Consider the following 21,408-nt stretch of genomic DNA (forward strand, 5'->3'; position numbering starts at 1 on the left):
TACAAATAACTTTACTACAAAGCCATTAATGCGCTTGGGAGAAATGCAAGCCTCTGATAAGCTTAGCGGTATTAATTTCTCCTTGAGTTTTCTCATTAATGGCTAACAACGCTTTCAAAGACGCTATTCTCAATAAACGTATGTTAATCTGTATTTTTACAGGTTTTAGCTCAGGTTTACCGCTATTTGTTTTATATCAACTAGTACCTGGCTGGTTAAAAGATGAAGGGGTGAGCTTAGCTGAAATTGGCTTATTTTCGTTAATTGGCATCCCTTATGTTTGGAAGTTTATCTGGTCTCCAGTTATCGATCGATATTCACTAGGGCGAATTGGTCGCCGGCGTAGTTGGATGTTATTTACACAATGTGCGCTACTTCTATCCATCGGTCTCTTTGGCTTTATTAACCCTGTAATGAATATATGGTCAGTCGCTTATTTAGCGACTGCTGTAGCGTTTTTTAGTGCCAGCCAAGATATTGTACTTGACGCTTATAGACGTGAATTATTACCTGATAACGAGCTAGGTTTGGGTAACTCTATACATGTGCAAGCATATCGTTTCTCAGGGTTAGTGCCAGGTTCACTTGGCTTGATCTTAGCTGATCATATGAGTTGGCAATCTGTTTTTATGATAGTCGCTGCTTTCATGTTACTCGGTGTGTTTCTCACTTTATGTATTAAAGAGGTCAAAACAGAACATAATGCCCCTAAGTCACTCAAAGAGGCGGTAATTCTCCCTTTTAAAGACTTTATACAAAGCAATGGTCTTAAGTCTGCCTGTTATACACTACTATTTTTAGTGCTTTATAAACTCGGCGATAATATGGCAACGGCTTTACAAACACCATTTTTTATGGAGATGGGGTTTAGTAAAACCGAAATTGGTGTAATAGCGAAAACATCTTCAATGGTAGCAATGACTGTTGGTATTGTTATTGGTGGCTTAGTAATGATAAAGCTTAGTATTAATCGCGCGCTATGGTTATTTGGTTTTGTACAAATTGCTAGTATTCTAGGCTTTGCAGCTCTAGCAGAAATAGGTCACAATAATTACGCGTTGGCTTTTACTATGGCCTTTGAATATTTAGGAGTAGGTTTAGGTACTGCAGCTTTCACCGCCTTTATTGCCCGCACCACTAACCCAGCTTTTGCCGCAACTCAAATTGCATTATTCACTGCATTAGCCGTATTGCCGCGCACCTTTGCTAATGCGACTACAGGTTTTATTGTTGAACAAATTGGCTGGACGCAATTTTATTTTTTATGTACCGCACTCGCCATACCAGGCATGATAATGCTTTTAAAAGTTGCCCCTTGGAACGAAAACACTCAATCAAAAGTAACAGGTTAATTTAATGATTAAACTATTTTTTTTACTGCCTATTTTAATGTCACTTATTTGGTGGTGGTATTTAGATAACAGAGGTTATAGCTTAAAGGAAGGCCTTAAAGGCTTTATTTACATCGCACTATTTAATAGCGTTATTATTGGCTTTTTTACCTTAATGATTTTTGTGACCAGCTCATAACACCGTGCATGGCTTTCACTAACTAAAAAATTAGAGAGCTCGAGTACAGGCAAATATATACCAACGCACTCTATGCTCTATATTTTTATACTCGCTCATAAGACAATAACAACCTCTATGAAGTGAGTGAAGAAGTGAAGAAGTGACCTAACTCGCTTATATCTTATTAACCTGCACCATAGATTTTCTTAAAGTTTTTCAAATTCCACCCAATCATAACTTCATTACCAATTTTAAGAGCGGGTACAGATCGAGCCCCTATAGCATCAAGCTCTTTTCTACCACGCTGCATTTTTGCATTTGTTAACCTGTACTTAATACCGTTATCATCCAAATACTTTTGGGCTTCTCGACAATGAGGGCATTTATCTGAAATATATAAAACAACACGTTTCATGGCTAACCTATAAAGAACTGTTAAAGACTCACTGTTTTACGCAAGCCTCAAATGAGTTAATCAAACTATCGACTATTATACAAAGAGGGTAACCTAATTAAAGCAAAGTATTTGAAATAATAAACCTAACTTACGCAGCTAAAGCTTAGTAGCGAATATTACTAAACTTGGCCCATGAAAGCAGTAAAGCGCGAAAGTCATCAATACCACAACCTGCTATTTCATTTTGATCTAAATGAATATGCTCATCCGTTAACATTTCAGGCAAACCTTCACTATTTTCTAAGCTTCCATTTAAACTAACGTTAGTTTGAATATCAACCTCATCACGGCTTAATGTTACGCTGTACTCACTGCCAACTATTTGCATTTCCTTACGCTCACCATTTTTAATTAGGTTAATTGCGGTTAAAAATTCAGTAAGCTTCTCCGGATTATTGTTAACCTCAACCTCAAGCCAAGGACCCATTACTTCATGCTCTAAAGAAAACCTCGCTCGAGCCTCTCCCGTGATAGCATCGTGTATAAATTCATATTCCATCGTTTTTCCTATAAATAGGCATATTAGTTAAGTGTAGCAAAATTCAATTAACTCCTCAGAAAGCTTACTGTGCAAACCACTGCTGGTTAATTAACACCTCAGCTTCCGTAACGTTTGCTGCACTACTATTAATACTTACAGAACCACTAAAACTGTCACCGCTTTGAATAACACCAACACCTTTAGGGGTTCCTGTCATTACAATATCACCGTCTTCCAAGCTAACAAATTGTAATAATTCAGCAAGTATTTCTACGGGCTTGTACATCATCAACTCAACACTGCCCTGTTGTGTTAACGTATTATTAATACTTAAACTTAGAGACAGATGATCAATGTGGTGGCTTTCAATGGCAACAAAGTCACTAAATACAGCTGAGCCATCAAACGCTTTAGCTCGCTCCCAAGGTAAGCCTTTTGCTTTTAATGCAGACTGTAAAGTACGTTTCGTTAAATCTAACCCTAAAGCAACTGCGCTAAATTTTCCTTGTTGATACAAGAAACAAAGCTCAGCTTCGTAATGTAATGGTTCCATTAAATGATGCGCATTAAGCACTGAACTAATCGCAGAGTTAGGTTTGAAAAACACCACCATTTCGTCAGGAACATCATTGTTAAGTTCTTTGATATGCTCAACATAGTTTCTACCGATACAGAGTATTTTAGAAGGTGTTAGCGTTGAGGTGGTTATTGCTAATTGGGCATTGGTGGTAAGGAGGTTTATGGTTTTCATGAAGTGCGGCTTAAAGGAAATACTTTAGAGTTTAAATAGTTACCTTAACTTAAACAAGCCTAAGGCTTAAAGTAATGCTCTTATAGAGGTAAATAGATAATTAAGCGACTTAATAAGCCGCTTAACAAAGGCTTGTTTAGTTTTGCTCGTTTACACCGAGCAATGTGCGAATAGCTTGGGTAATACTATCAATATTTTCAACATTGTCAGGGGCAATAAAAATAGTATCATCACCTGCTAATGTTCCCAAAATACCAACGGCTTCACCCATACTATCTAACATACGAGAAATTAACGGTGCACCGCCAATACCTGTTTTAAGGATAATTTGCATATTATTATGCTTAACACTTAACACTACCGATTCAATTGACTGCTTAGATTTAGGAACGGCCAATTCATCAGGTAATATATAAATCATTTCATTGTTTGCGTTACGCGTTTTTACAGCGCCAAGCTTAGAGAGTAACCGGGAAATTTTAGCTTGTGACATGTTATCAAAGCCTTGTAAGGCAAGAGCGCCCGCCAACTGACCTTGTGAACCATAACATTGCTCTTTTAATAAACGCTTGAACACATGAATTAATTTAGATTCATTTTCTTTACGACTGATTATCATTTACTAGCTTCATATAGTTTTCATTAAAGGCATAATTCTACACCATAGTACAATTTCAGTGAACTATAACTTATGAATATTTATTCAAAAGTATTTATGTACCGGAAATGTTACGAAGATAATTACATTTACGCTTACTGTTAAACCTTTTTATTGAAATAACACTATTATTTACAACTTAACTGTAACTATTTTGTTAATTTTTTTGACTAGATGAGAACACTAGCGCAAACTCTGAACCATGCTTTTTGTTATATAATAACAAAAAGCAAAAATACTCATTACAATTTTAAAAATAAAGCAGGATATTATGAGACAACTGACTAAATTGTTAATGCTACCGGCATTAGCTTTAACGGCCAGTTCAGCATTAGCTGACGAGGGCATGTGGCAACCAAATCAATTACCAACCATAGCAAAACAATTAACCAAAGCAGGGTTGAAATTAAATCCCAATGACTTAACTGACCTGACAGGTTTCCCAATGGGAGCCATAGTTAGTTTAGGTGGCTGTACCGCCTCATTTGTTTCAGATCAGGGCTTAGTTGCTTCAAACCACCACTGTGTTTATGGTTCGGTGCAATATAATTCAACTGCAGAAAACAACTTACTTAAAAATGGTTTTTTAGCGAAAAGCTTTGATGAAGAATTGCCTGCAACGCCAGGTAGCCGTATTTATGTGACCGAAGAAATTACCGAAGTTACGCCACTCGTTAATGCCGGTATTACTGAAGGTATGAATGGCAGTGAACGATATAAGGCGATTGATACTAACTCAAAAACACTCGTTGCTGAATGTGAAAATGACGACAGATATCGCTGTAGTGTAGTGAATTTCCACGGCGGCTTAGAGTACTACTTATTTAAACAGCTAACCATTAGAGACGTACGTTTAGTACATGCGCCTGCAAGTAGCATTGGCAAATACGGCGGTGATGTAGATAACTGGATGTGGCCACGCCACACTGGTGATTACGGGTTTTACCGTGCCTATGTGGGTAAAGATGGTCAACCTGCCGACTTTAGTAAAGATAATGTACCTTACAAGCCAAAGCATCACCTAAAAGTTAATAAGAGCAGTGTTGATGATGGCGACTACATTATGGTACTTGGCTACCCTGGTAGAACTAACCGTTACCGCACCGCCTATGAAGTAGAAAACACATTTACGTGGACTTACCCTAATGCGAAAGCTTATCGTGAAGAAATTATCGATTTAATACACACTCATTCAGAAGAAGGTAGTGAAGCACGTATTAAATATGAAAGTACTTTAGCTGGCTTAGCAAATTACGCTAAAAACTACGGTTCAATGATCCATAGTTATAACAAAGGTACTTTTTTAGAGCGTAAGCAAACCCTCGAGAAAAAACTAACTCAATGGTTACAGAGTGACAAAAAGCGTCAAGCTAAATACGGCGAAGCATTATCGGGGTTAAATAAACTCATTAAAATTGATGATCAACAACAAGCCCGCGATTTAATTTTAGGTTATATGCGTTATAACAAAATGCTATCTACCGCGACTAGTTTACATCGCTTAGCCGTTGAAAACGAAAAGCCAAATATTGAACGTGAACGTGGTTATCAAGAACGTGATTTAGCGCGCTTTGAACAAGGCATGAAATCTGTTGACCGCCGTTATGACGAAACTATTGATAAAGAAATTCTAATCGCTATGTTAACGCACTATGTTGCGTTACCTAAAGAAGAGCGTATTAAGTCTTTTGATAAGTTTTTTGGCTTAAGTAAGACAACAGCTAAAAACTTTAATGAGAAAAAGTTACGTAAAACATTAGAAAAAATGTATAAAAAAACACAGCTTAATTCTCAAGAGCAACGTTTAGCGTTAATGAATAAGCCGTTAAGTGACTTTGAAAAGAGTAAAGACCCATTCATTAAATTAGCGGTTGCTAGCTTTAAAGAGCGTAAAGCAATTGAAGACACTTCTAAAGAACTAGCCGGCAACATTCAAGCTTACCGCCCTAAGTACATGGAAGCACTTATTGCTTACTTTAATGATAACAACTTACCTGTTTATGCTGACGCAAATAGCACACTACGTATCACTTACGGGAATGTAAAAGGCTACTCGCCACAAGATGGTTTAACGGCAACACCTTATACAACTCTAGAGGGCATTGTTGCTAAAGACACTGGTATTGCACCATTTGATGCGCCTAAAAAACAACTTGAGCTAATTAATAACAAGCAATATGGCGAGTACGCTAAAAAAGCAATCGGCTCAGTGCCAGTAAACTACTTAGGTACTTTAGATATTACCGGTGGTAACTCAGGCTCACCAACCTTAAATGATAAAGCCGAGTTTGTTGGCTTAGTCTTTGACGGTGTTTATGAAAGCATTATTGGTGACTGGGATTACGATAAAAAGCTAAACCGCTCAATTCACGTTGATGTACGTTATATGCTTTGGGTAATGGAGCACGTTGATGGCGCGACTAACCTAATTGAAGAAATGGATATTGTTGAGTAACCAGTTCGCCAGTATCAATACAATAGATACTAGCATTGTTTGCAATATTAACAATAAAAAGTTCTAAGCATAAAAAACCCGACAGTTGTCGGGTTTTTCTTTATCTACTCAATATAAATCGTTTATTGAGTAGCCTTAGTAACATTCAAACTATGTTCTAACTATGCTTGAAATATAGCCTCAATAGATAAGTTCTGTTGAGATAAAATATCACGCAAGCGTTTTAATGCTTCTACTTGAATTTGACGAACACGCTCACGGGTAAGACCTATTTCAGAGCCAACATCTTCAAGAGTTGCCGCCTCATAACCTAGCAAACCAAAGCGTCTTGCTAATACTTCTCGCTGTTTAGTATTAAGCTCATTAAGCCAAGTAACAATATTATTACTCATATCTTGAGACTGTAAGTCTCCTTCAGGTCCTGCACTCTTCTCATCAGGAATAATATCTAGTAATGCTTTGTCAGAGTCACCACCAAAAGGTGTGTCAACTGAAGCCATGCGCTCATTAAGGCGAAGCATTTTAGTAACATCTTCAACAGGTTTATCTAAGTGAAGCGCAATATCTTCAGCGGTTGGTTCATGATCGAGTTTTTGAACGAGTTCTCTAGCAGCACGTAAGTAAATATTAAGCTCTTTTACCACGTGAATAGGTAAGCGAATGGTGCGAGTTTGATTCATAATCGCTCGTTCGATGGTTTGACGAATCCACCACGTAGCGTAAGTTGAAAAGCGAAATCCTCGCTCAGGGTCAAATTTTTCAACGGCTCGAATAAGCCCTAAATTGCCTTCTTCAATTAAGTCTAATAGTGGTAAGCCTCGGTTATTATAACGTCTTGATATTTTTACAACTAAACGCAGGTTACTTTCTATCATACGTTTACGAGATGGCTCATCACCTTTAAGTGCCAAACGAGAAAAATACACTTCTTCTTCTGCACTAAGCAATGGCGAAAAACCTATTTCGCTTAAATAAATCTGAGTAGCATCTAAGTTTGATGGTGCTTCTTCTTTTGCTTCTATTGTATTTTCAGCTTTTATTTTTGTTAGTTTGCTCATACCCTTCTCCCACATAGCAAAGACTTTTATTAAAATTAATTACTCACGTTAACTCCAACTGTTTTTATTTACGTTATTATTATGTTGTTATTTTTATTATTACTTTTTTGGTAAGTACTTTAAGGGGTTTATCGACTTGCCACGAAAGCGTATTTCAAAATGAAGCATAACTTTAACAGAGTCTGTATCGCCCATTTTCGCTATAACTTTACCGCCTTTAACCACTTGCTGTTCTTTTACAAGTAACTTGTCATTATGAGCATAGGCACTTAAGTAATCATCATTATGTTTAATAATAATAAGTTTGCCATACCCTCTTAACGCATCACCAGCATAAACAACCTTTCCATCAGCTGCCGCTTTGATATTTGTACCACGACGACCAGCAATGTCTATCCCTTTATTACCTTGTGCTTGATTGGAAAAGTAATCAATAATTTTACCCTTTACAGGCCATTGCCATCGATGAATTTTTTGTGAAAATTCTGTCTTCTCAGGAATGCTCTTTTGGTATACTTTTCCATCAGTTACATTTTTACCATACGCCTGCTTTTTAGTTGTTGCAAGCACCTTTTTATTACTTTTTTTATTTGCAGTACTAGAGCCCTTACTCGACTTTTTCGTGGAGGGCTTGTTTTTACTATCTTCTGTTGCTTTTTTAAACGTTTTTTCGGTCAAAAATAATTTTTGTCCTGGAAAAATTCTATAGGGTGACGAGATTTTATTAAGTTGAGCGATTTGTCGTACGTCAGAGTTGGCGCGCCATGCAATGGAATATAAAGTCTCACCTTTTTTAACAATATATTCACTTGTTGTTATACTGTTTTTAACGCGTTCTTTAAGAGGAACACCACCATACATACCAATAACGGGTGCAGGATCATTTCGAGTAGAGCAAGCTGATAAAAGTACACTACAAAGCACAATAGTAACAACATAACGATAGTGAAAGGTGAGCGAAAACCTTGGCATTATAAAACACCTACCGTCGTAAATTGCTTTACATAAAGCTCACTTATCATCATGATTATTTACTCCATAAGTTCTCGAGCGACTACCTTAAAGCAAAATATGCAATAATAATGGCGATAACGACACCCCAGCCTAAGACATCAACCCATTGACGAATTTTTTGCTCCATGGCGCTGCCCCCCCATTTAATTAAACCAGCAACCAAGAAAAACCGTAATCCTCTACCGATTGCCGATGCCATAAGAAAAGGCAAGAATGCCATATGTAAAAAGCCTGCTGACACAGTAAAAAGTTTATACGGAATAGGTGAAAAGCCTGCAATAAACACGACCCAAACACCCCACTGCATAAACCAACTAATGGCCGTATCAAAACGTGCTTGGTAACCAAATTCGGTTATTAATGGTTGTATCCAAGGTTCAAACATTAAGTAACCTAGCAAATAACCAACCGAGCCACCTAAAATAGAAGCAATAGTGGTTATTGTCGCTAAACGCCATGCATTATGAGGCTTAGCTAATACCATAGGGGCAAGCAAAACATCAGGTGGTATAGGGAAGAAAATAGACTCTATAAAAGTAATAAAAGCTAAAATACGCGGTGCAAATTTATGCTCAGCCCAACGCAATGTCCATTGGTACAAATTCGAAAACACTTTCACTACAACAACTCTCCAGGAACTAAAGGTACAAAGCGTACTGCTTCTATTTTTTCTTCGATAAACTCATCACCATCACGGGTAATAATTTTCAATACTTGGTTTTGTTCTCCCACAGGAATAACTAACCGGCCACCGTCTTCAAGTTGATCTAACAAAGCTTGAGGTACTGCATTAGGTGCTGCGGTTACAATAATGGCAGCGAAAGGCCCTTTACTTGCCCAGCCCTGCCAACCATCACCATGCTTCATTGAAACATTATGTAAGTCCATCGCTCGTAAGCAACGCTTAGCTTGCCATTGCAATGCTTGAATCCGTTCAACCGAAAATACTTTATCGGTTAGCTGCGATAAAATAGAGGTTTGATAACCAGAGCCGGTGCCTATTTCCAAAATGTTTGCAGGTCGACCATTAGCTAGTAGCAACTCTGACATTTTTGCGACAATATAAGGCTGTGAAATAGTTTGCCCTTGCCCTATCGGTAAAGCCGTATTGTCATAAGCTTTATGGGCGAGTATTTCAGGTACAAAAATATGTCGAGGAGTATTAGCTATGGCTTGTAAAACCTCGACGTTTTGAATACCTTCTGCATGTAGTTTTTGCGCTAATAATTCACCGCTACGCTTTGATTTTCCGCCTACCCTGCTAGACATCATATGATTAGATCTCATTGTTAATCTGATAAACTTAGCTCGCTGAGCCAGTCTTTTATTGTTTTAATACTTTGATGGGCCGTCATATCTACAGTTAATGGTGTAACCGAGGCGTAACCCTGTGCTATCGCATGAAAATCAGTACCTTCGCCACCATCTAACTCTTCACCGAGTAAACCATACCAATAAATATCACGCTGCCAAGGGTCTTGCATTTTTTGCATGCACTCCGCTTTATGCCTATTCCCCAACCGAGTTACTTTGATTCCTTTAAGTTCATTCAGGGGCACATCAGGTACGTTAATATTTAAAATTTGATCTGCTGGTAGCGGGTGACTTTTTAAACGTTCAATAATTTTAACGGCAACCACGGCGGCAGTTTTATAATGGTTTTCATCCTTACCAACCAGTGAAATGGCTAAAGCAGGCATACCCATATGACGCCCTTCGGTTGCCGCAGCAACAGTACCTGAGTACAAGGTATCATCGCCTAAATTAGCGCCTTTATTAATACCTGCAACCACTAAATCCGCATGACTAAAAAATTGGCTCGCACCAAGGTGCACGGCATCTGTAGGCGTACCATTAACTGACACAAAGCCATTATCAAGCTTTTCAGCGCGTAAAGGATTTAATAGTGTTAACGAGTTGCTCGCACCACTACAGTTTCTATCAGGTGCAACCACATCAACACTAAAGCGTTCACTTAGCACCTCAAATAGCACTTTAATCCCTAAAGCATGAACACCATCGTCATTACTGAGTAATATTTTCATCAATAGTCCTACTAACTTTCGGTGCTTGTTTGGCGTGTATCAATGCGCGTAGTCATATCTTGATAAACCAGTAACTCTCTTAATACCGTAGTGGCATAACAGCCTGCGGGTAAAAAGAAACTCACTTTTACATGAGTTTGGTTATCTGGTGTTGATAGTACTGAAATGTCGGTATCACTAATGGTTAAACGAATACGTCGACGTTCTTGCTTTAAACCAAAACGCGGTAAGCCTTGTGCAAATTCAATATGCTGCTCAGCAACACTTTGCTCTAACGCTAATGCTTCGTTGGTTGTCATTAACTCACCAGCTCCCCACATAGGCGCGGTTATATCAACATCTTTATCTTGTAAACGCTGCTTAACAGCTTCATCAACGGTATCGACATGAAATACCGATTGTGTGCCGGCAAGCATTAACACATCGCCAGTGACTATTTCATTAAAAAGCGACTGTTCAATACGTTTATTAATCATGCTATTAAAAATATAAGAGCGAGCGGCTGATAAATACATACCACGCTTTTTCTTGTCTTTAACTTTGCTGCCCGAAAAAAGCGATAAAGCACGGGCAATATTTCCGCCATCAATACCAAAGCGCTGCTCACCAAAATAATTAGGTACACCTTGGCTGATAATACTTTGCCAACGATCAACTAGTGCATCAACATTCGTAACGTTTCTTAATAGTAATTCAAAGTTATTACCGGTAAGTGCGCCCGTACGTAATTTTTTATTATGGCGTTGGTACTCAAGTACTTCGACACCTTCAATTGCTAAATCGGATAAATCATATAGTTGTTTACCAGGAACATGCACACCAAACCATTGCTCTGTTATAGCAAAACGATCTTTTAAGCCTGCATAAGAAACAAGCCCTTCTTTAACGGCAAAGTATTTAGCAAGCTCACGCGCAACAAAAACGGTATTTGCACCTGTTTTTCGTATTTTAATGAATAAGTGCTCTCCTTCGCCGATGGGTGCAAAAGGGAGTTTTTCAAACACTTTAAAATCACTCATTTCACTGCGTAGCAAACCACTCGATTTAGGCTTTCCATGCAAATAGGCATGTTCTGGTAACATTCTTTATTCCATTTTTTAATAATTAGACATTACAAAGTAATGTGGAAAATAACGGGCGAATTAACACGTAATTTAAATGTGCTGTACTTCATCTATTGGTTTAATCTCATGCTCAGCAACGGTTAATAATACAACGCAATGAACCGCTATACCTTCTTTTCGACCAGCGTAGCCAAGCTTTTCAGTGGTAGTTGCTTTAACATTTACTTGCTCAATAGAGCAGTTTAAGTCTTCACTTAAACAGGTTCGCATATTAAGTAAGTGCGGCGCTATTTTTGGTGCTTGTGCCACAATAGTGATATCAGCATTACCTAACTGGTAACCTTTTTCTGTCATCAGCTCTACCACATGACATAGCAAAATACGGCTAGAGATATTTTCATATTGCCCATCGGTATCAGGAAAGTGATTACCTATATCAGCTAAACATAGCGCGCCTAATATTGCGTCACACAATGCATGTATTGCTACATCGCCATCAGAATGAGCAATAAACCCCTGCTCAAATGGAATTTTTACGCCGCCTAATGTGAGAGGGCCTTCACCGCCAAACTTATGAACGTCAAAACCATGACCTATTCGCATTGTTGCTCCTTATTTAACAAAGTGCCTGATTGCTTAGCAAGGTAAAACTCCGCTAAAAGCAAATCATCGGGGTGAGTTATTTTTATATTTTCACTACTACCAGCAACCAATAAACTGTCAAGATTGGCCTGCTCAATCGCTGACGATTCATCAGTAATACTCCAGCCATTGGCTAAACCTTGTTCGATAGCGCTCATTAGTTGTTGAGTTTTATATAACTGAGGTGTAAGCGCATGCCATAATTGTTCACGCTCAACCGTATTAATTATAAGTTGCTGATTAGCTGAGTTTACACAGCCTCTTTTCATCGTATCTCTCACCGGGCTTGCTAATATGCCTCCGGTATCGTTGGCAAGACACTGCGTTATTAGCTGGTCAATATCTTGATGGCTAACACAAGGACGAGCTGCGTCATGCACTAACACCCATGGATAAGTTTTGTTATCAACACTACGTAAGCCATTAAGCACCGAGTCGACACGCTCTTTACCGCCATTTACGCGGATAACCTTTGGGTGGTTAACTAACGGGCTGCGATTAAAATACTGATCATTTTTATCAAGAGACAAAATAACTTGCTCTATTTTGGGGTGACTTAACAGCTTATTGACTGTGTGTTCTAAAATAGTTTTATTCGCAATAGATAAGTATTGTTTAGGGCAATCAGCCTGCATACGTTTACCAACGCCAGCAGCGGGAACAATGGCGATAAATTTCATCGTACTATTTATGAACGCATCACTCATTACGGCGTATCCTGGGTGGTTTTACGTTTATGCTGATTAGTTGTGCGCGATGAGGGTTTATTAGGAATTATACGGAAAAATGTTTCTTGCTCTTTAATCATACCTAACTCGTTGCGAGCACGTTCTTCTATGGCTTCAAGTCCTAACTTTAAGTCATCGGTGTCTGCATAAAGCACCTTATTGCGCTGGCGTAGTTGCTCATTTAGGACTTTTTGACTGGCAACACTTTCTTGTAAAGCAAGATAATCAGGCACACTATTTTTACCGAACCAAAGTCGATGTTGCAGTAAAATAAATAATATCAGTAACACTACTGTAAAAATGCGCATAAAAGCCTAACAAGAAAATAAAGAGGTAACACGATAAAACAAGCGGTTATTATACCTAACTAGCGCGATAGATAAAGAATCAAATAGTTAGCCCGTTTGTGACAACAGCCGTCTTTTTAAAGTTTTTCCAATTAATATTACAAGACAACAACAGCTCACGTAAACTTGGTAGTAAAGGTGCTGATTTATGACTTCCTTGCCATGTGTGACCAGCACAAGCTGCCATCATCACTTTTTTATTTGGTTTCAGTAATTGCTGGTCGTTACTGAAACTTTTTAGCTTCTTTGAAGTTTCATCTTCTAAGGTTGAATGAGTTAATTCAAACCAGCCAGCGACATTAGTACGAACTCGCCCTTTAGCTAAATCAATACGGTCAACGCAATCAAGCACAATAGTTGCTTGCTTGCTTGTTCGATTTATTATCGGGACAACCAAGCCAACACGAATATTACTGGTTAAATACCAGCGATTAACATCGTCAATCGCTTGTCCCGACAAGGGTAAGGTGCTGTTTTGCTTAGCAGACCAATTTGCGTTTTGAACATCGAGTAGCAAGGGAGAATGTTGCTGGTTGTTAACTTGCACCATGGCATGAGCAGTACGTGAAACATAATGAGGTAGGCTTTTTAGACGAGCTTGCAATGCCTGACAATGGGGAAAATCCCCTTGCGCCAATACATTAATCTCTCGTTGATACAAGGCAGCGCATAACTCAGCAAAAGAAGATGAGTCTATTTGCGTTTGCCATAAGTTCGCTTGTGTCATCACTCATTCTCCTTTTGGCTGTTTGTTATTTTGTTTAATTGATTATTTCGTTTATTAGCTCAGCTAAACGTGAACTAATAACTATAAAAAATTAACGTTCAGTATTCCAACTAAAAAGATAAGCACCTAATAATAAAAAGGTTACACTCATTATTACTAATATATTTACATGGTAACTAATATCAGCAAGTGACGCACCTTCTGTAATAATAGCTCTTGCGCCAGCAACTAAGTGGGTCAACGGTAAAAAATCGGCTAAGGTTTTTAACCCTTCTGGCGCTCCTTCTAAGCTGAACCACACCCCAGATAACATCATCATCGGCCATGAGGTTAAATTCAACAAGCCACCAATGAGCTCTTCACTTTTACTGCGACTTGCGACTAGTAGCCCTAAACTAATTAAACAAAAAGCCCCTAATGCCCCAATAATAATTAAATCGAAATAACTGCCCAACATAAAAAAGTCAAAAAACACATTGCAACCCGCATAAACAACGCTCGACATAAACATCACAATAAATAAGCGTGACAATAGCTGAGCACTAACAAATTCAAGCGCCGAAAGTGGCGTTGCTTTAAGACGCTTCAATACAGAATTTTTTCTATATCGAACAATGACATAGCCAACACCAAACAAACAGCTAAACATCATATTCATCCCCAAGATACCTGGTAATACCCAATCGACATAACGGATACTTTTTCCGGTGCTTTGCAAACGAGTAAAACCTTGTTGATGACCTAAAAATATTTGTTCAACTAAATAGCTATTCGATGACTCATCATTAACCCAATAACGCTGCTTTGCGAAATCGACTAAAAGATCAATATTATGACGACTCAATTTTGCAGTTGCTTGTGCTTGGTCGTCGTACTGAATGAAGTCAATAAAGCGCGTATTTATAAATGAATGCTCTAGCTTTGCTACTGACTCTTGCTTTTGGGCATGGCTTAATGAGGTATCTGGTGCGGCTACTAATACCCCAACTTTATAGGCTGGGCGACCATCACCTGAAAAAATAAACGAAAAGCCGACCAGTAATAACACCGGAAAAAACAGGTTCCACCCTAATGACGATTTATCACGAAAAAACTCAATATTTCGTGCCTTAAACACTGCCATAAAACGCTTAAAATTCATAATATTCCTTAACATATTAAGCTTGCAGAGAATGACCTGTTAGCTTTAAAAACAAATCATCTAAATTGGCTGACTTTACATGTAACCCTTCAAGTGAAACACTTTCAGCCATTAGCAACGTTAATGTTTTTTCAACATTATCAGTGGTTATTTCAACTCGTTCAGATACCACACGCCACTGATATTTTTGCAATAACTCATCGCTAACTTGTGCTTTAGGCAAATAAATAAACACTTCATGAAAGTGCTTAGTTAATAATTGATGAGGTGTACCCGATTCAATAATTTCACCTTGATTCATAATGACAATATCGTCACAAAGTTGCTCTGCTTCATCCATGTAATGTGTGGTTAGTACAATTGTTTTATTCTGTGATTTGATATTTTTAATGAGTTGCCAAAATTTTCGCCGTGCATGAGGGTCTAACCCTGTAGTAGGCTCATCTAGAAAAATAATTTGCGGATCGTTAATTAATGCTAAAGCAAGCAACAAGCGTTGCCGTTGCCCGCCAGATAATAAACGATTGTCTCTATCTAAAAAGTCAGCCAAGTCACACAGTTCAATCAATATAGGCTGCGCGATAGTATGTTCGTAAAAAGAGGCAAATAAATTTAAGGTTTCTTTTACCGTAAGAAAGTCCTGTAGTGCAGTATTTTGAAATTGAATGCCAATTTTTTGGGCGGTATGCTGATCAACAACCTCACCTTGATAAAGTACTTGCCCAGAAGTAGCTGCAATAATGCCTTCCATAATTTCAATAGTCGTGGTTTTTCCTGCACCATTCGGCCCAAGCAATCCAAAACAATGTCCTTGAGTTACCTCAAAGCTCACATTATTAACTGCACATACGGCTTTATATTGCTTAGTTAGCGATTGCACACTAATGGCTGCGCTCATTTAATTACCTATTTGTATCAATGATCATTGTGAGTATTTACCAAATTATCAAAAGTAATACTCAAACAAAAAATTTAAGAAAACTAAATATACTGTATTTTCAGTGTCTTTGCTAAAAACAATTAAATGATAATAATTATCATTTGCAACATATAATTTATTAGATTATATTTTATTTGCATTAACGGGCTTCATTAACGTTGAGTGCACGATGCAAACGAATAGCAGAGGTGATAATTATGATGACAACGCGATTTGAACCAGTAGTCAATGCCGACAATAAGGGCAAATCTCAAGTAGAGCTTTCAAGCAGTGTTTTGGCTAATTTACTTAATTCAGGCTTACTGCATTGTGGTGACTGTAAGTCGTTAAACTCTAGTGCAAAAGCAGTACTGTGGCATGCATTACTTGAATCTGTAACAACAAACCATGACTAAAAAGTAGTTAGTAGGTAATAACAGATAAACTTCACAAGGAAATACACATGAAAACAACGCCATCGAAAGAGTTTTTACGCATAGAAACTTGGTTAACTGTACTGATTGCCACTTACAAAAGCCACCCAAGTAATGGTTTAGCACAAACCATTAGCTTTTATTTAAGTACACTACTTAATCACGATGATATTTGTTTTTGTGGAGATAAACGCTGTGATTACCTCGCTATGCAGCGCTATTGGCGTTGGTATGCCATAAGAAAATCGCCAGGGTTGAGTTTATAAAACAAACGTAACGCTCAATACGTTCAATTTAACGCTTTAGCTATCAACCTTTAGTGGCAGAAAGTAGCTGAGTAACATAGGTTTTAATTGTATTATTAAGCATTTTTTTACCTGTAAAATCATAGTACAGGCACACATCAGCTTCACTATGCTTTTGTATTAAACGACTCGTTAAAACCAATAACATCTTTTGATTGGCAACATGAGTTAATAATTCACGCTGATTAATTAATTCATGTTTAAACCAAAGGTATAAGCTAAATACACAACTACTATAAACACGCTGCCCTGTGGCAAAAGCGTTAACATTATTTAAATCACTTTTCTCAAGAGGAGCTAATTGAGCAAGCGTTTGTTGTGATAGTAATTGCGCTACCAGTGCAGTTGGCAAACCTTTATATTCATCTAATAGTAAATAGTCAAAACTACGATAAAAACTATTACTAAGTGCCGTTAGTTGAGCAATCGCTTTGGGTGATATACCTTTTAGTAGTAATGCTGAATGCTCACCGCTTGCTTTATCTTGCGTAAAGCCTAAACGCGCGGTAGAAAAACCTGCTTTAAACCAATAAGAAAGTAACTCAACATTAGAGCCAAAACTAGCGCCCGTAAAATCAACCGATTGTAAGCTAGCATGATGATTAATTTGTTCAATAAAAAAAGAGCCTAGCCCTTGTTGTTGCATACTTGGGTGTATTGCAATACGCATAATTCGTAAATATCGATAACTAAAAGCATTTTCAATACCGCAATGTACAAATAACGACTGCGGGATAAAGTGATTACTTAAGCGCTTTTGTGACGCTGCAACAGCAGAAATATCTGCAGCATTAATATCCTCTGCACTATCCCACCAGCCTTCTTGTATTAACAAAGCGACGCCCAGCAATTGCTTTTCTTGATTGCCTTTTCTAAATAAGCACTGTAGTTGCACATTTTTATTATCCAGTAATAACTTAAGATCACTGGGTTTAGTTTGATAATGAGCAGTCACTAATATTGAAAAAGCATCGGCTAATAGCCGCTCATTCGCTAATAGCTCGGCAACACTCACCCTCTCTACCATTAACGATGCTTTTAAAATAGTAGACTTAGTATTATCAAGCAGCGGTAATTCACTATTGAGTAAACAGCCGTTAAAAATAAGCTGCTCTAATGGGTCGTTTTGCTGCCAGCGAATGGGTTCGTTAATATGCAATGTACGCCAATTAGGACAAAGCTCCGTAAGAATTTTTTGAAACTTTAAGGTAAAACCTCGCCCCGCACCTTCATAACCATGAACGGTACTAGCAAAAACCATACGGTGATAACGCCTAACTAGTTGCTCCAGTAAGTACACTGGAAATGCTGCGGCTTCATCAACTAACACTAAACTTGCGGTGGGCTGTTTTGCGAGTAATTGATCTATCGCGATAAACTCAATGCTTCCCTGTTCATGTATTATTTTTTGTTTAAAGGCTTTTGCATTGGGCAAGCTTTTATTTAGTTGCTCAAAAAATACTGAAACCGATGCTAAACTTGGCGCACTAATAATAATACTTAGTGGCTGAGCTTTATTATTCGCTACGTTATTATTCAGCAACAGTTCTGCACAAGCGATAGCCAAGGCGGATGATTTACCACGGCCGCGATCTGCGGTTAACACTAGCGGACGTTTTCGGTGTCCCGTAAGCACTTTTTTAATGGCGATAACCGCTAGCTTTTGCTCAGCAGTCGCATAGGGGGAGCTCATATCATTTAGAGATTGAGTTTCTTCTTTTCGATAGTCATTCGCTGTAGCTGGCATAGTTAATATATCCTGAAAACGAACATCATCCTGACTAATAATAAAATGACTGTTATTAACCAAAGAGAAAAAACGCTGCAAAAAATGGCTTAATTTAAGCTGCTCTTGTAGCATTGGTGTAATAATAAATAAAACACCACCTGCTTTTAAAGTGCCTGATAATGCCGCTAACGCGTCAATGGTAAAGTGACTATCCGCAAAAATAATAAGCTCACTCTCACTACCAAGTTTAGCTTGATAACGTTTGGCCTGAACATTCGCCTTAAAAATTGTGCTATCGCCATAAATTAAACAAGATTTTTGCAAAGAAAGAGGTCGCTGAAAAAAAGGTAGGTTATCCAGTAATGATTTAGCCCAAAGCTCATCCCCTGATAACACCACAAGACGGCGCTCTCTTTTCAAGGTAGCATCAGTAACTAACGCATTAAACCATGCGGTAAAGGTTTCATTTAGCATAATATCGGTAAGGCCTGATCACAAAATAGGGCATGGCAACTATCGGTTGGCTACAGTCTAACAAGACCGTTAAGCTAAGCCAATATCATTAAACACTCCATTAAACACTCAAACACTGGCGTTCTAGCCAAATTTAAATAGCATAAAACCAATCATATAATGTTTACTGCATAGCTTTTATTCACTTGTAAATGTTATAAAAGCGAGACAGCCTAACTTTTATTCAAACACAAAAAAAACGGTACTTTTTTTCTATTTTTTACAATTAAATTTATAAAACTATTGAAAATGTCATGCTTGTTACCTATTTTATAGATATTATTAGCCAGATTTTTTTTACAGGTAAATACGATGGTAAATGATATAAACAATGACTTTATTGATGATATTGATCCGGATGATTTAGACGATGATGATAATGCTTCAGATAAGGATGACGCTGACACATTAGCCAACAAAAAAGCTCAAGAACAAGCACAAAAAAACTTATTAGCGCGTAAGCGTATTGACGAATTAATGGAAAAAAAACGTCTAAAAGAATTGCTTGATGATAGTGAGGACTGGTAAACACTACTTAATTATTTCCCCCTTATAACCCCCCTAAACTAGGCTAAATCTCGAAAAGTTCAACACTGAACAGTCGGTCTAGTTAAAAACCTATTCTTTATACTAATTCTCGTTTAACTGCTCAATAAAATGGGCGGTTAAACGCTATAGAGTATTGCATTCCAAATGTTAAGGCATAAAATAGAATGACTTTACGCCCTAATATTTAATACTATGACTTTATTAGAAAAACTTCGTTGTTTATTTACCTTCGGCCAAGGTGTTGCTTTGCCTTTAGCTGAAGTACCTCCAAACGCTACACCCCACGCACTATTTAAACAATGGTTTGAAGAAGCAAGTCAGTCTGGGATCCTACTTCCTGAAGCGATGTCTGTTAGTACTTGTGATAGCAGCGGACAACCTAGCTCACGTATGGTGTTACTTAAAGACTTCGACGAAGAAGGCTTTATTTTCTACACAAATTACGGCAGCCGTAAAAGCCAAGAGTTAGTTGAAAATGGAAAAGTCGCCTTACTCTTTCATTGGAATGTATTGCAACGCCAAGTACGTATTGAAGGGACTGTTGAAAAAGTATCTCCACAGCAATCAGCTGATTACTTTCATAGTAGAGATCGTGGCAGCCAAATCGGTGCTTGGGCGTCTAAACAAAGTCAGCAACTAAAATCAAACGATGAATTAAAAGAGAGAATGGCTCACTTTCAAGAAAAATTTCCAACAGGCGAAGTCCCCCATCCTGACTTTTGGGGAGGCTGGCGCATTAAACCTCATCATATAGAGTTTTGGCAAGGACGCGCTAGTCGATTACATGATCGTATTTGTTTTGACAAAATCGAGAGTGGCTGGAATAACTACAAACTTCACCCTTAACAATATTTCCTTAAGTTAACACACAAACACAACACACATAAAAACCAAAAAGCCTAACAACTTGTTAGGCTTTTTGGTTACTGACGATACAAAATATACAATAACACCCTACGTACTCGGTGTTGGTATTACCGCAGGCTTTTGACAACTTGGATTACTATTCGCTTTATAATAAGTCATTGCCGTTGGTAAGTGTTGGCTTAATTGCTTAATACGCGTTTGGTTTGATGGGTGAGTTGACATAAACTCTGCTGGCGCAGCGCCATTACTTAACTTATCCATATTTTGCCAAAGTTTGATACTCGCTTGCGGGTTAAAGCCAGAGCGTGCCATTAAGTCTTGCCCAACAATATCAGCCTCACTTTCATGTGAACGGCTATAAGGCATGATAAGACCATATTGTACCCCAACACCTAACCCAGCCATCCATAAACCTTTATTTTCTAAATCACTAGCGCCAACAGCAATAGTAGTAACAGCCATACCGATATTAGATAACTTGCCCGCAGATAAACGTTCATTAGAGTGATGTTCAATGACATGGCCTACTTCATGCCCCATAATAGCTGCAAGCTGGTGCTGATCTTCTGTGACATTGAGGATGCCAGTATAAACACCAATTTTACCGCCTGGTAATGCGAACGCATTCACTTGCTTTGAATCAAAAACGACCACTTCCCATGCACCATTATGAGCAGATTTAGGTACATTAGCCGTAATAGCATCAGCAACACACTGCACAAAGGCATTAACGTTTTTATCACGACTAATTGGCGTATTTTTTTTCATATCTTCAAATGAAGCAGCCCCCATTTGGTTCAATTCATTGTCGGAAAAAAGCATAACTTGTTTACGACCCGTTGTTGAAGTTGAACAAGCACTTAATAGCACTAAGGCGGTGAGAAAAGTAAGTGTAGTAAATAGTGGTTTCATCATAAAGCTCGCAGAGATAAACAGAACGCCTATTTTATGTTGTTTATTTTAATTTTTACACTAAAAATAAAAAATGGTGAGCAAAGCCCACCATTTTTAA

25 protein-coding genes are annotated in these 21,408 nt (G+C 38.0%); 7 read left to right on the forward strand and 18 right to left on the reverse strand.

Annotation, left to right across the window (positions count from 1 at the left end; genetic code table 11):
- The first annotated feature begins 98 nt into the window (after window positions 1-98).
- Both ABD005_RS17130 and ABD005_RS17135 read left to right on the forward strand, forming a co-directional pair.
- Window positions 99-1,352: an AmpG family muropeptide MFS transporter gene (locus ABD005_RS17130; RefSeq protein WP_343818952.1), complete on the forward strand. Its 1,254-nt coding sequence runs from the start codon at window positions 99-101 to the stop codon at window positions 1,350-1,352.
- Between the two features lie 4 nt (window positions 1,353-1,356).
- Complete coding sequence (locus ABD005_RS17135; protein ID WP_215980925.1) at window positions 1,357-1,530, forward strand: hypothetical protein; 174 nt, start codon at window positions 1,357-1,359, stop codon at window positions 1,528-1,530.
- 166 nt (window positions 1,531-1,696) lie between these two features.
- On the opposite strand, the gene ABD005_RS17140 is transcribed toward ABD005_RS17135, so the two are convergent.
- The 4 genes from ABD005_RS17140 to argR form a co-directional block, all read right to left on the reverse strand.
- Window positions 1,697-1,927, reverse strand: a complete 231-nt coding sequence (locus ABD005_RS17140) for a glutaredoxin family protein (protein ID WP_215980924.1) — start codon at window positions 1,925-1,927, stop codon at window positions 1,697-1,699.
- 145 nt (window positions 1,928-2,072) lie between these two features.
- Window positions 2,073-2,468 (reverse strand): YacL family protein, encoded by a 396-nt coding sequence (locus ABD005_RS17145; RefSeq protein WP_343818955.1) that lies wholly within the window; start codon window positions 2,466-2,468, stop codon window positions 2,073-2,075.
- Window positions 2,469-2,532: 64 nt separating this feature from the next.
- Complete coding sequence (locus ABD005_RS17150; RefSeq protein ID WP_343818957.1) at window positions 2,533-3,201, reverse strand: fumarylacetoacetate hydrolase family protein; 669 nt, start codon at window positions 3,199-3,201, stop codon at window positions 2,533-2,535.
- Between the two features lie 136 nt (window positions 3,202-3,337).
- The gene (argR, locus tag ABD005_RS17155; protein ID WP_215980920.1) at window positions 3,338-3,820 is read right to left on the reverse strand and encodes a transcriptional regulator ArgR; all 483 of its coding nucleotides are present in this window, start codon (window positions 3,818-3,820) and stop codon (window positions 3,338-3,340) included.
- A gap of 310 nt (window positions 3,821-4,130) precedes the next feature.
- On the opposite strand from argR, the gene ABD005_RS17160 reads away from it, so the two are divergent.
- The gene (locus ABD005_RS17160) at window positions 4,131-6,314 is read left to right on the forward strand and encodes a S46 family peptidase (RefSeq protein WP_354668387.1); all 2,184 of its coding nucleotides are present in this window, start codon (window positions 4,131-4,133) and stop codon (window positions 6,312-6,314) included.
- Between the two features lie 161 nt (window positions 6,315-6,475).
- On the opposite strand, the gene rpoS is transcribed toward ABD005_RS17160, so the two are convergent.
- The 12 genes from rpoS to ABD005_RS17220 form a co-directional block, all read right to left on the reverse strand.
- Window positions 6,476-7,372 carry an RNA polymerase sigma factor RpoS gene (rpoS, locus tag ABD005_RS17165; protein WP_252738954.1) on the reverse strand — a complete coding sequence of 299 codons (897 nt, stop codon included), beginning with the start codon at window positions 7,370-7,372 and terminating at the stop codon, window positions 6,476-6,478.
- Between the two features lie 99 nt (window positions 7,373-7,471).
- Window positions 7,472-8,344, reverse strand: a complete 873-nt coding sequence (locus tag ABD005_RS17170) for a peptidoglycan DD-metalloendopeptidase family protein (protein ID WP_343818960.1) — start codon at window positions 8,342-8,344, stop codon at window positions 7,472-7,474.
- An 82-nt stretch (window positions 8,345-8,426) separates the two neighbouring features.
- A complete protein-coding gene (locus ABD005_RS17175; protein ID WP_215980917.1) occupies window positions 8,427-9,005 on the reverse strand; it encodes a YqaA family protein in 579 nt (192 codons plus the stop codon).
- Window positions 9,005-9,655, reverse strand: coding sequence for a protein-L-isoaspartate(D-aspartate) O-methyltransferase (locus tag ABD005_RS17180; protein WP_343818977.1), 651 nt, complete (start codon window positions 9,653-9,655; stop codon window positions 9,005-9,007). The genes ABD005_RS17175 and ABD005_RS17180 overlap by 1 nt, the downstream gene beginning before the upstream one ends.
- Before the next feature lie 20 nt (window positions 9,656-9,675).
- Window positions 9,676-10,431 carry a 5'/3'-nucleotidase SurE gene (gene surE / locus ABD005_RS17185; RefSeq protein ID WP_215980916.1) on the reverse strand — a complete coding sequence of 252 codons (756 nt, stop codon included), beginning with the start codon at window positions 10,429-10,431 and terminating at the stop codon, window positions 9,676-9,678.
- 11 nt (window positions 10,432-10,442) lie between these two features.
- Window positions 10,443-11,513, reverse strand: a complete 1,071-nt coding sequence (gene truD / locus ABD005_RS17190; RefSeq protein ID WP_343818962.1) for a tRNA pseudouridine(13) synthase TruD — start codon at window positions 11,511-11,513, stop codon at window positions 10,443-10,445.
- A 72-nt stretch (window positions 11,514-11,585) separates the two neighbouring features.
- A complete protein-coding gene (ispF, locus tag ABD005_RS17195; protein ID WP_215980914.1) occupies window positions 11,586-12,098 on the reverse strand; it encodes a 2-C-methyl-D-erythritol 2,4-cyclodiphosphate synthase in 513 nt (170 codons plus the stop codon).
- The gene (ispD, locus tag ABD005_RS17200) at window positions 12,089-12,844 is read right to left on the reverse strand and encodes a 2-C-methyl-D-erythritol 4-phosphate cytidylyltransferase (RefSeq protein WP_252738953.1); all 756 of its coding nucleotides are present in this window, start codon (window positions 12,842-12,844) and stop codon (window positions 12,089-12,091) included. Before ispD ends, ispF begins: the two co-directional genes overlap by 10 nt.
- Window positions 12,844-13,173, reverse strand: a complete 330-nt coding sequence (gene ftsB / locus ABD005_RS17205; protein ID WP_215980913.1) for a cell division protein FtsB — start codon at window positions 13,171-13,173, stop codon at window positions 12,844-12,846. Before ftsB ends, ispD begins: the two co-directional genes overlap by 1 nt.
- 79 nt (window positions 13,174-13,252) lie before the next feature.
- Entirely contained in the window at window positions 13,253-13,939 is a 687-nt protein-coding gene (locus ABD005_RS17210) for a hypothetical protein (protein ID WP_343818978.1), read from the reverse strand.
- Between the two features lie 91 nt (window positions 13,940-14,030).
- Window positions 14,031-15,080: an ABC transporter permease gene (locus ABD005_RS17215; protein ID WP_343818964.1), complete on the reverse strand. Its 1,050-nt coding sequence runs from the start codon at window positions 15,078-15,080 to the stop codon at window positions 14,031-14,033.
- Between the two features lie 16 nt (window positions 15,081-15,096).
- A complete protein-coding gene (locus tag ABD005_RS17220) occupies window positions 15,097-15,978 on the reverse strand; it encodes an ABC transporter ATP-binding protein (protein ID WP_343818966.1) in 882 nt (293 codons plus the stop codon).
- A 239-nt stretch (window positions 15,979-16,217) separates the two neighbouring features.
- Between ABD005_RS17220 and ABD005_RS17225 the strand changes: the two genes are divergently transcribed.
- Window positions 16,218-16,415, forward strand: a complete 198-nt coding sequence (locus ABD005_RS17225; RefSeq protein WP_343818967.1) for a hypothetical protein — start codon at window positions 16,218-16,220, stop codon at window positions 16,413-16,415.
- Between the two features lie 47 nt (window positions 16,416-16,462).
- Window positions 16,463-16,699, forward strand: a complete 237-nt coding sequence (locus ABD005_RS17230) for a hypothetical protein (protein WP_215980909.1) — start codon at window positions 16,463-16,465, stop codon at window positions 16,697-16,699.
- 43 nt (window positions 16,700-16,742) lie between these two features.
- On the opposite strand, the gene ABD005_RS17235 is transcribed toward ABD005_RS17230, so the two are convergent.
- The gene (locus tag ABD005_RS17235) at window positions 16,743-18,941 is read right to left on the reverse strand and encodes a tRNA(Met) cytidine acetyltransferase TmcA domain-containing protein (protein ID WP_343818969.1); all 2,199 of its coding nucleotides are present in this window, start codon (window positions 18,939-18,941) and stop codon (window positions 16,743-16,745) included.
- Window positions 18,942-19,292: 351 nt separating this feature from the next.
- On the opposite strand from ABD005_RS17235, the gene ABD005_RS17240 reads away from it, so the two are divergent.
- A complete protein-coding gene (locus ABD005_RS17240; RefSeq protein ID WP_215980907.1) occupies window positions 19,293-19,508 on the forward strand; it encodes a PA3496 family putative envelope integrity protein in 216 nt (71 codons plus the stop codon).
- A gap of 213 nt (window positions 19,509-19,721) precedes the next feature.
- Window positions 19,722-20,375 (forward strand): pyridoxamine 5'-phosphate oxidase, encoded by a 654-nt coding sequence (gene pdxH / locus ABD005_RS17245; RefSeq protein ID WP_343818971.1) that lies wholly within the window; start codon window positions 19,722-19,724, stop codon window positions 20,373-20,375.
- 108 nt (window positions 20,376-20,483) lie between these two features.
- Here pdxH and ABD005_RS17250 read toward each other — a convergent pair whose 3' ends face one another.
- Window positions 20,484-21,308, reverse strand: coding sequence for a M48 family metallopeptidase (locus ABD005_RS17250; RefSeq protein WP_215981069.1), 825 nt, complete (start codon window positions 21,306-21,308; stop codon window positions 20,484-20,486).
- Between the last annotated feature and the right edge of the window lie 100 nt (window positions 21,309-21,408).

It is taken from the genome of Colwellia asteriadis (genome assembly GCF_039523295.1).
Classification (GTDB): Bacteria; Pseudomonadota; Gammaproteobacteria; order Enterobacterales; family Alteromonadaceae; genus Colwellia; species Colwellia asteriadis.

Coding starts and splice junctions, on each gene's coding strand:
- pdxH (WP_343818971.1), top strand. CDS start 19,722: ATGACTTTATTAGAAAAACTTCGTTGTTTATTTACCTTCGGCCAAGGT.
- ABD005_RS17135 (WP_215980925.1), top strand. CDS start 1,357: ATGATTAAACTATTTTTTTTACTGCCTATTTTAATGTCACTTATTTGG.
- ABD005_RS17215 (WP_343818964.1), bottom strand. CDS start 15,080: ATGAATTTTAAGCGTTTTATGGCAGTGTTTAAGGCACGAAATATTGAG.
- ABD005_RS17210 (WP_343818978.1), bottom strand. CDS start 13,939: ATGACACAAGCGAACTTATGGCAAACGCAAATAGACTCATCTTCTTTT.
- ispF (WP_215980914.1), bottom strand. CDS start 12,098: ATGCGAATAGGTCATGGTTTTGACGTTCATAAGTTTGGCGGTGAAGGC.
- ABD005_RS17140 (WP_215980924.1), bottom strand. CDS start 1,927: ATGAAACGTGTTGTTTTATATATTTCAGATAAATGCCCTCATTGTCGA.
- ABD005_RS17250 (WP_215981069.1), bottom strand. CDS start 21,308: ATGAAACCACTATTTACTACACTTACTTTTCTCACCGCCTTAGTGCTA.
- ABD005_RS17170 (WP_343818960.1), bottom strand. CDS start 8,344: ATGCCAAGGTTTTCGCTCACCTTTCACTATCGTTATGTTGTTACTATT.
- ABD005_RS17225 (WP_343818967.1), top strand. CDS start 16,218: ATGATGACAACGCGATTTGAACCAGTAGTCAATGCCGACAATAAGGGC.
- argR (WP_215980920.1), bottom strand. CDS start 3,820: ATGATAATCAGTCGTAAAGAAAATGAATCTAAATTAATTCATGTGTTC.
- ABD005_RS17150 (WP_343818957.1), bottom strand. CDS start 3,201: ATGAAAACCATAAACCTCCTTACCACCAATGCCCAATTAGCAATAACC.
- ABD005_RS17145 (WP_343818955.1), bottom strand. CDS start 2,468: ATGGAATATGAATTTATACACGATGCTATCACGGGAGAGGCTCGAGCG.
- ABD005_RS17160 (WP_354668387.1), top strand. CDS start 4,131: ATGAGACAACTGACTAAATTGTTAATGCTACCGGCATTAGCTTTAACG.
- ispD (WP_252738953.1), bottom strand. CDS start 12,844: ATGAGTGATGCGTTCATAAATAGTACGATGAAATTTATCGCCATTGTT.
- ABD005_RS17230 (WP_215980909.1), top strand. CDS start 16,463: ATGAAAACAACGCCATCGAAAGAGTTTTTACGCATAGAAACTTGGTTA.
- ABD005_RS17240 (WP_215980907.1), top strand. CDS start 19,293: ATGGTAAATGATATAAACAATGACTTTATTGATGATATTGATCCGGAT.
- ftsB (WP_215980913.1), bottom strand. CDS start 13,173: ATGCGCATTTTTACAGTAGTGTTACTGATATTATTTATTTTACTGCAA.
- ABD005_RS17220 (WP_343818966.1), bottom strand. CDS start 15,978: ATGAGCGCAGCCATTAGTGTGCAATCGCTAACTAAGCAATATAAAGCC.
- ABD005_RS17130 (WP_343818952.1), top strand. CDS start 99: ATGGCTAACAACGCTTTCAAAGACGCTATTCTCAATAAACGTATGTTA.
- truD (WP_343818962.1), bottom strand. CDS start 11,513: ATGTTACCAGAACATGCCTATTTGCATGGAAAGCCTAAATCGAGTGGT.
- ABD005_RS17180 (WP_343818977.1), bottom strand. CDS start 9,655: ATGTCTAGCAGGGTAGGCGGAAAATCAAAGCGTAGCGGTGAATTATTA.
- surE (WP_215980916.1), bottom strand. CDS start 10,431: ATGAAAATATTACTCAGTAATGACGATGGTGTTCATGCTTTAGGGATT.
- ABD005_RS17235 (WP_343818969.1), bottom strand. CDS start 18,941: ATGCTAAATGAAACCTTTACCGCATGGTTTAATGCGTTAGTTACTGAT.
- rpoS (WP_252738954.1), bottom strand. CDS start 7,372: ATGAGCAAACTAACAAAAATAAAAGCTGAAAATACAATAGAAGCAAAA.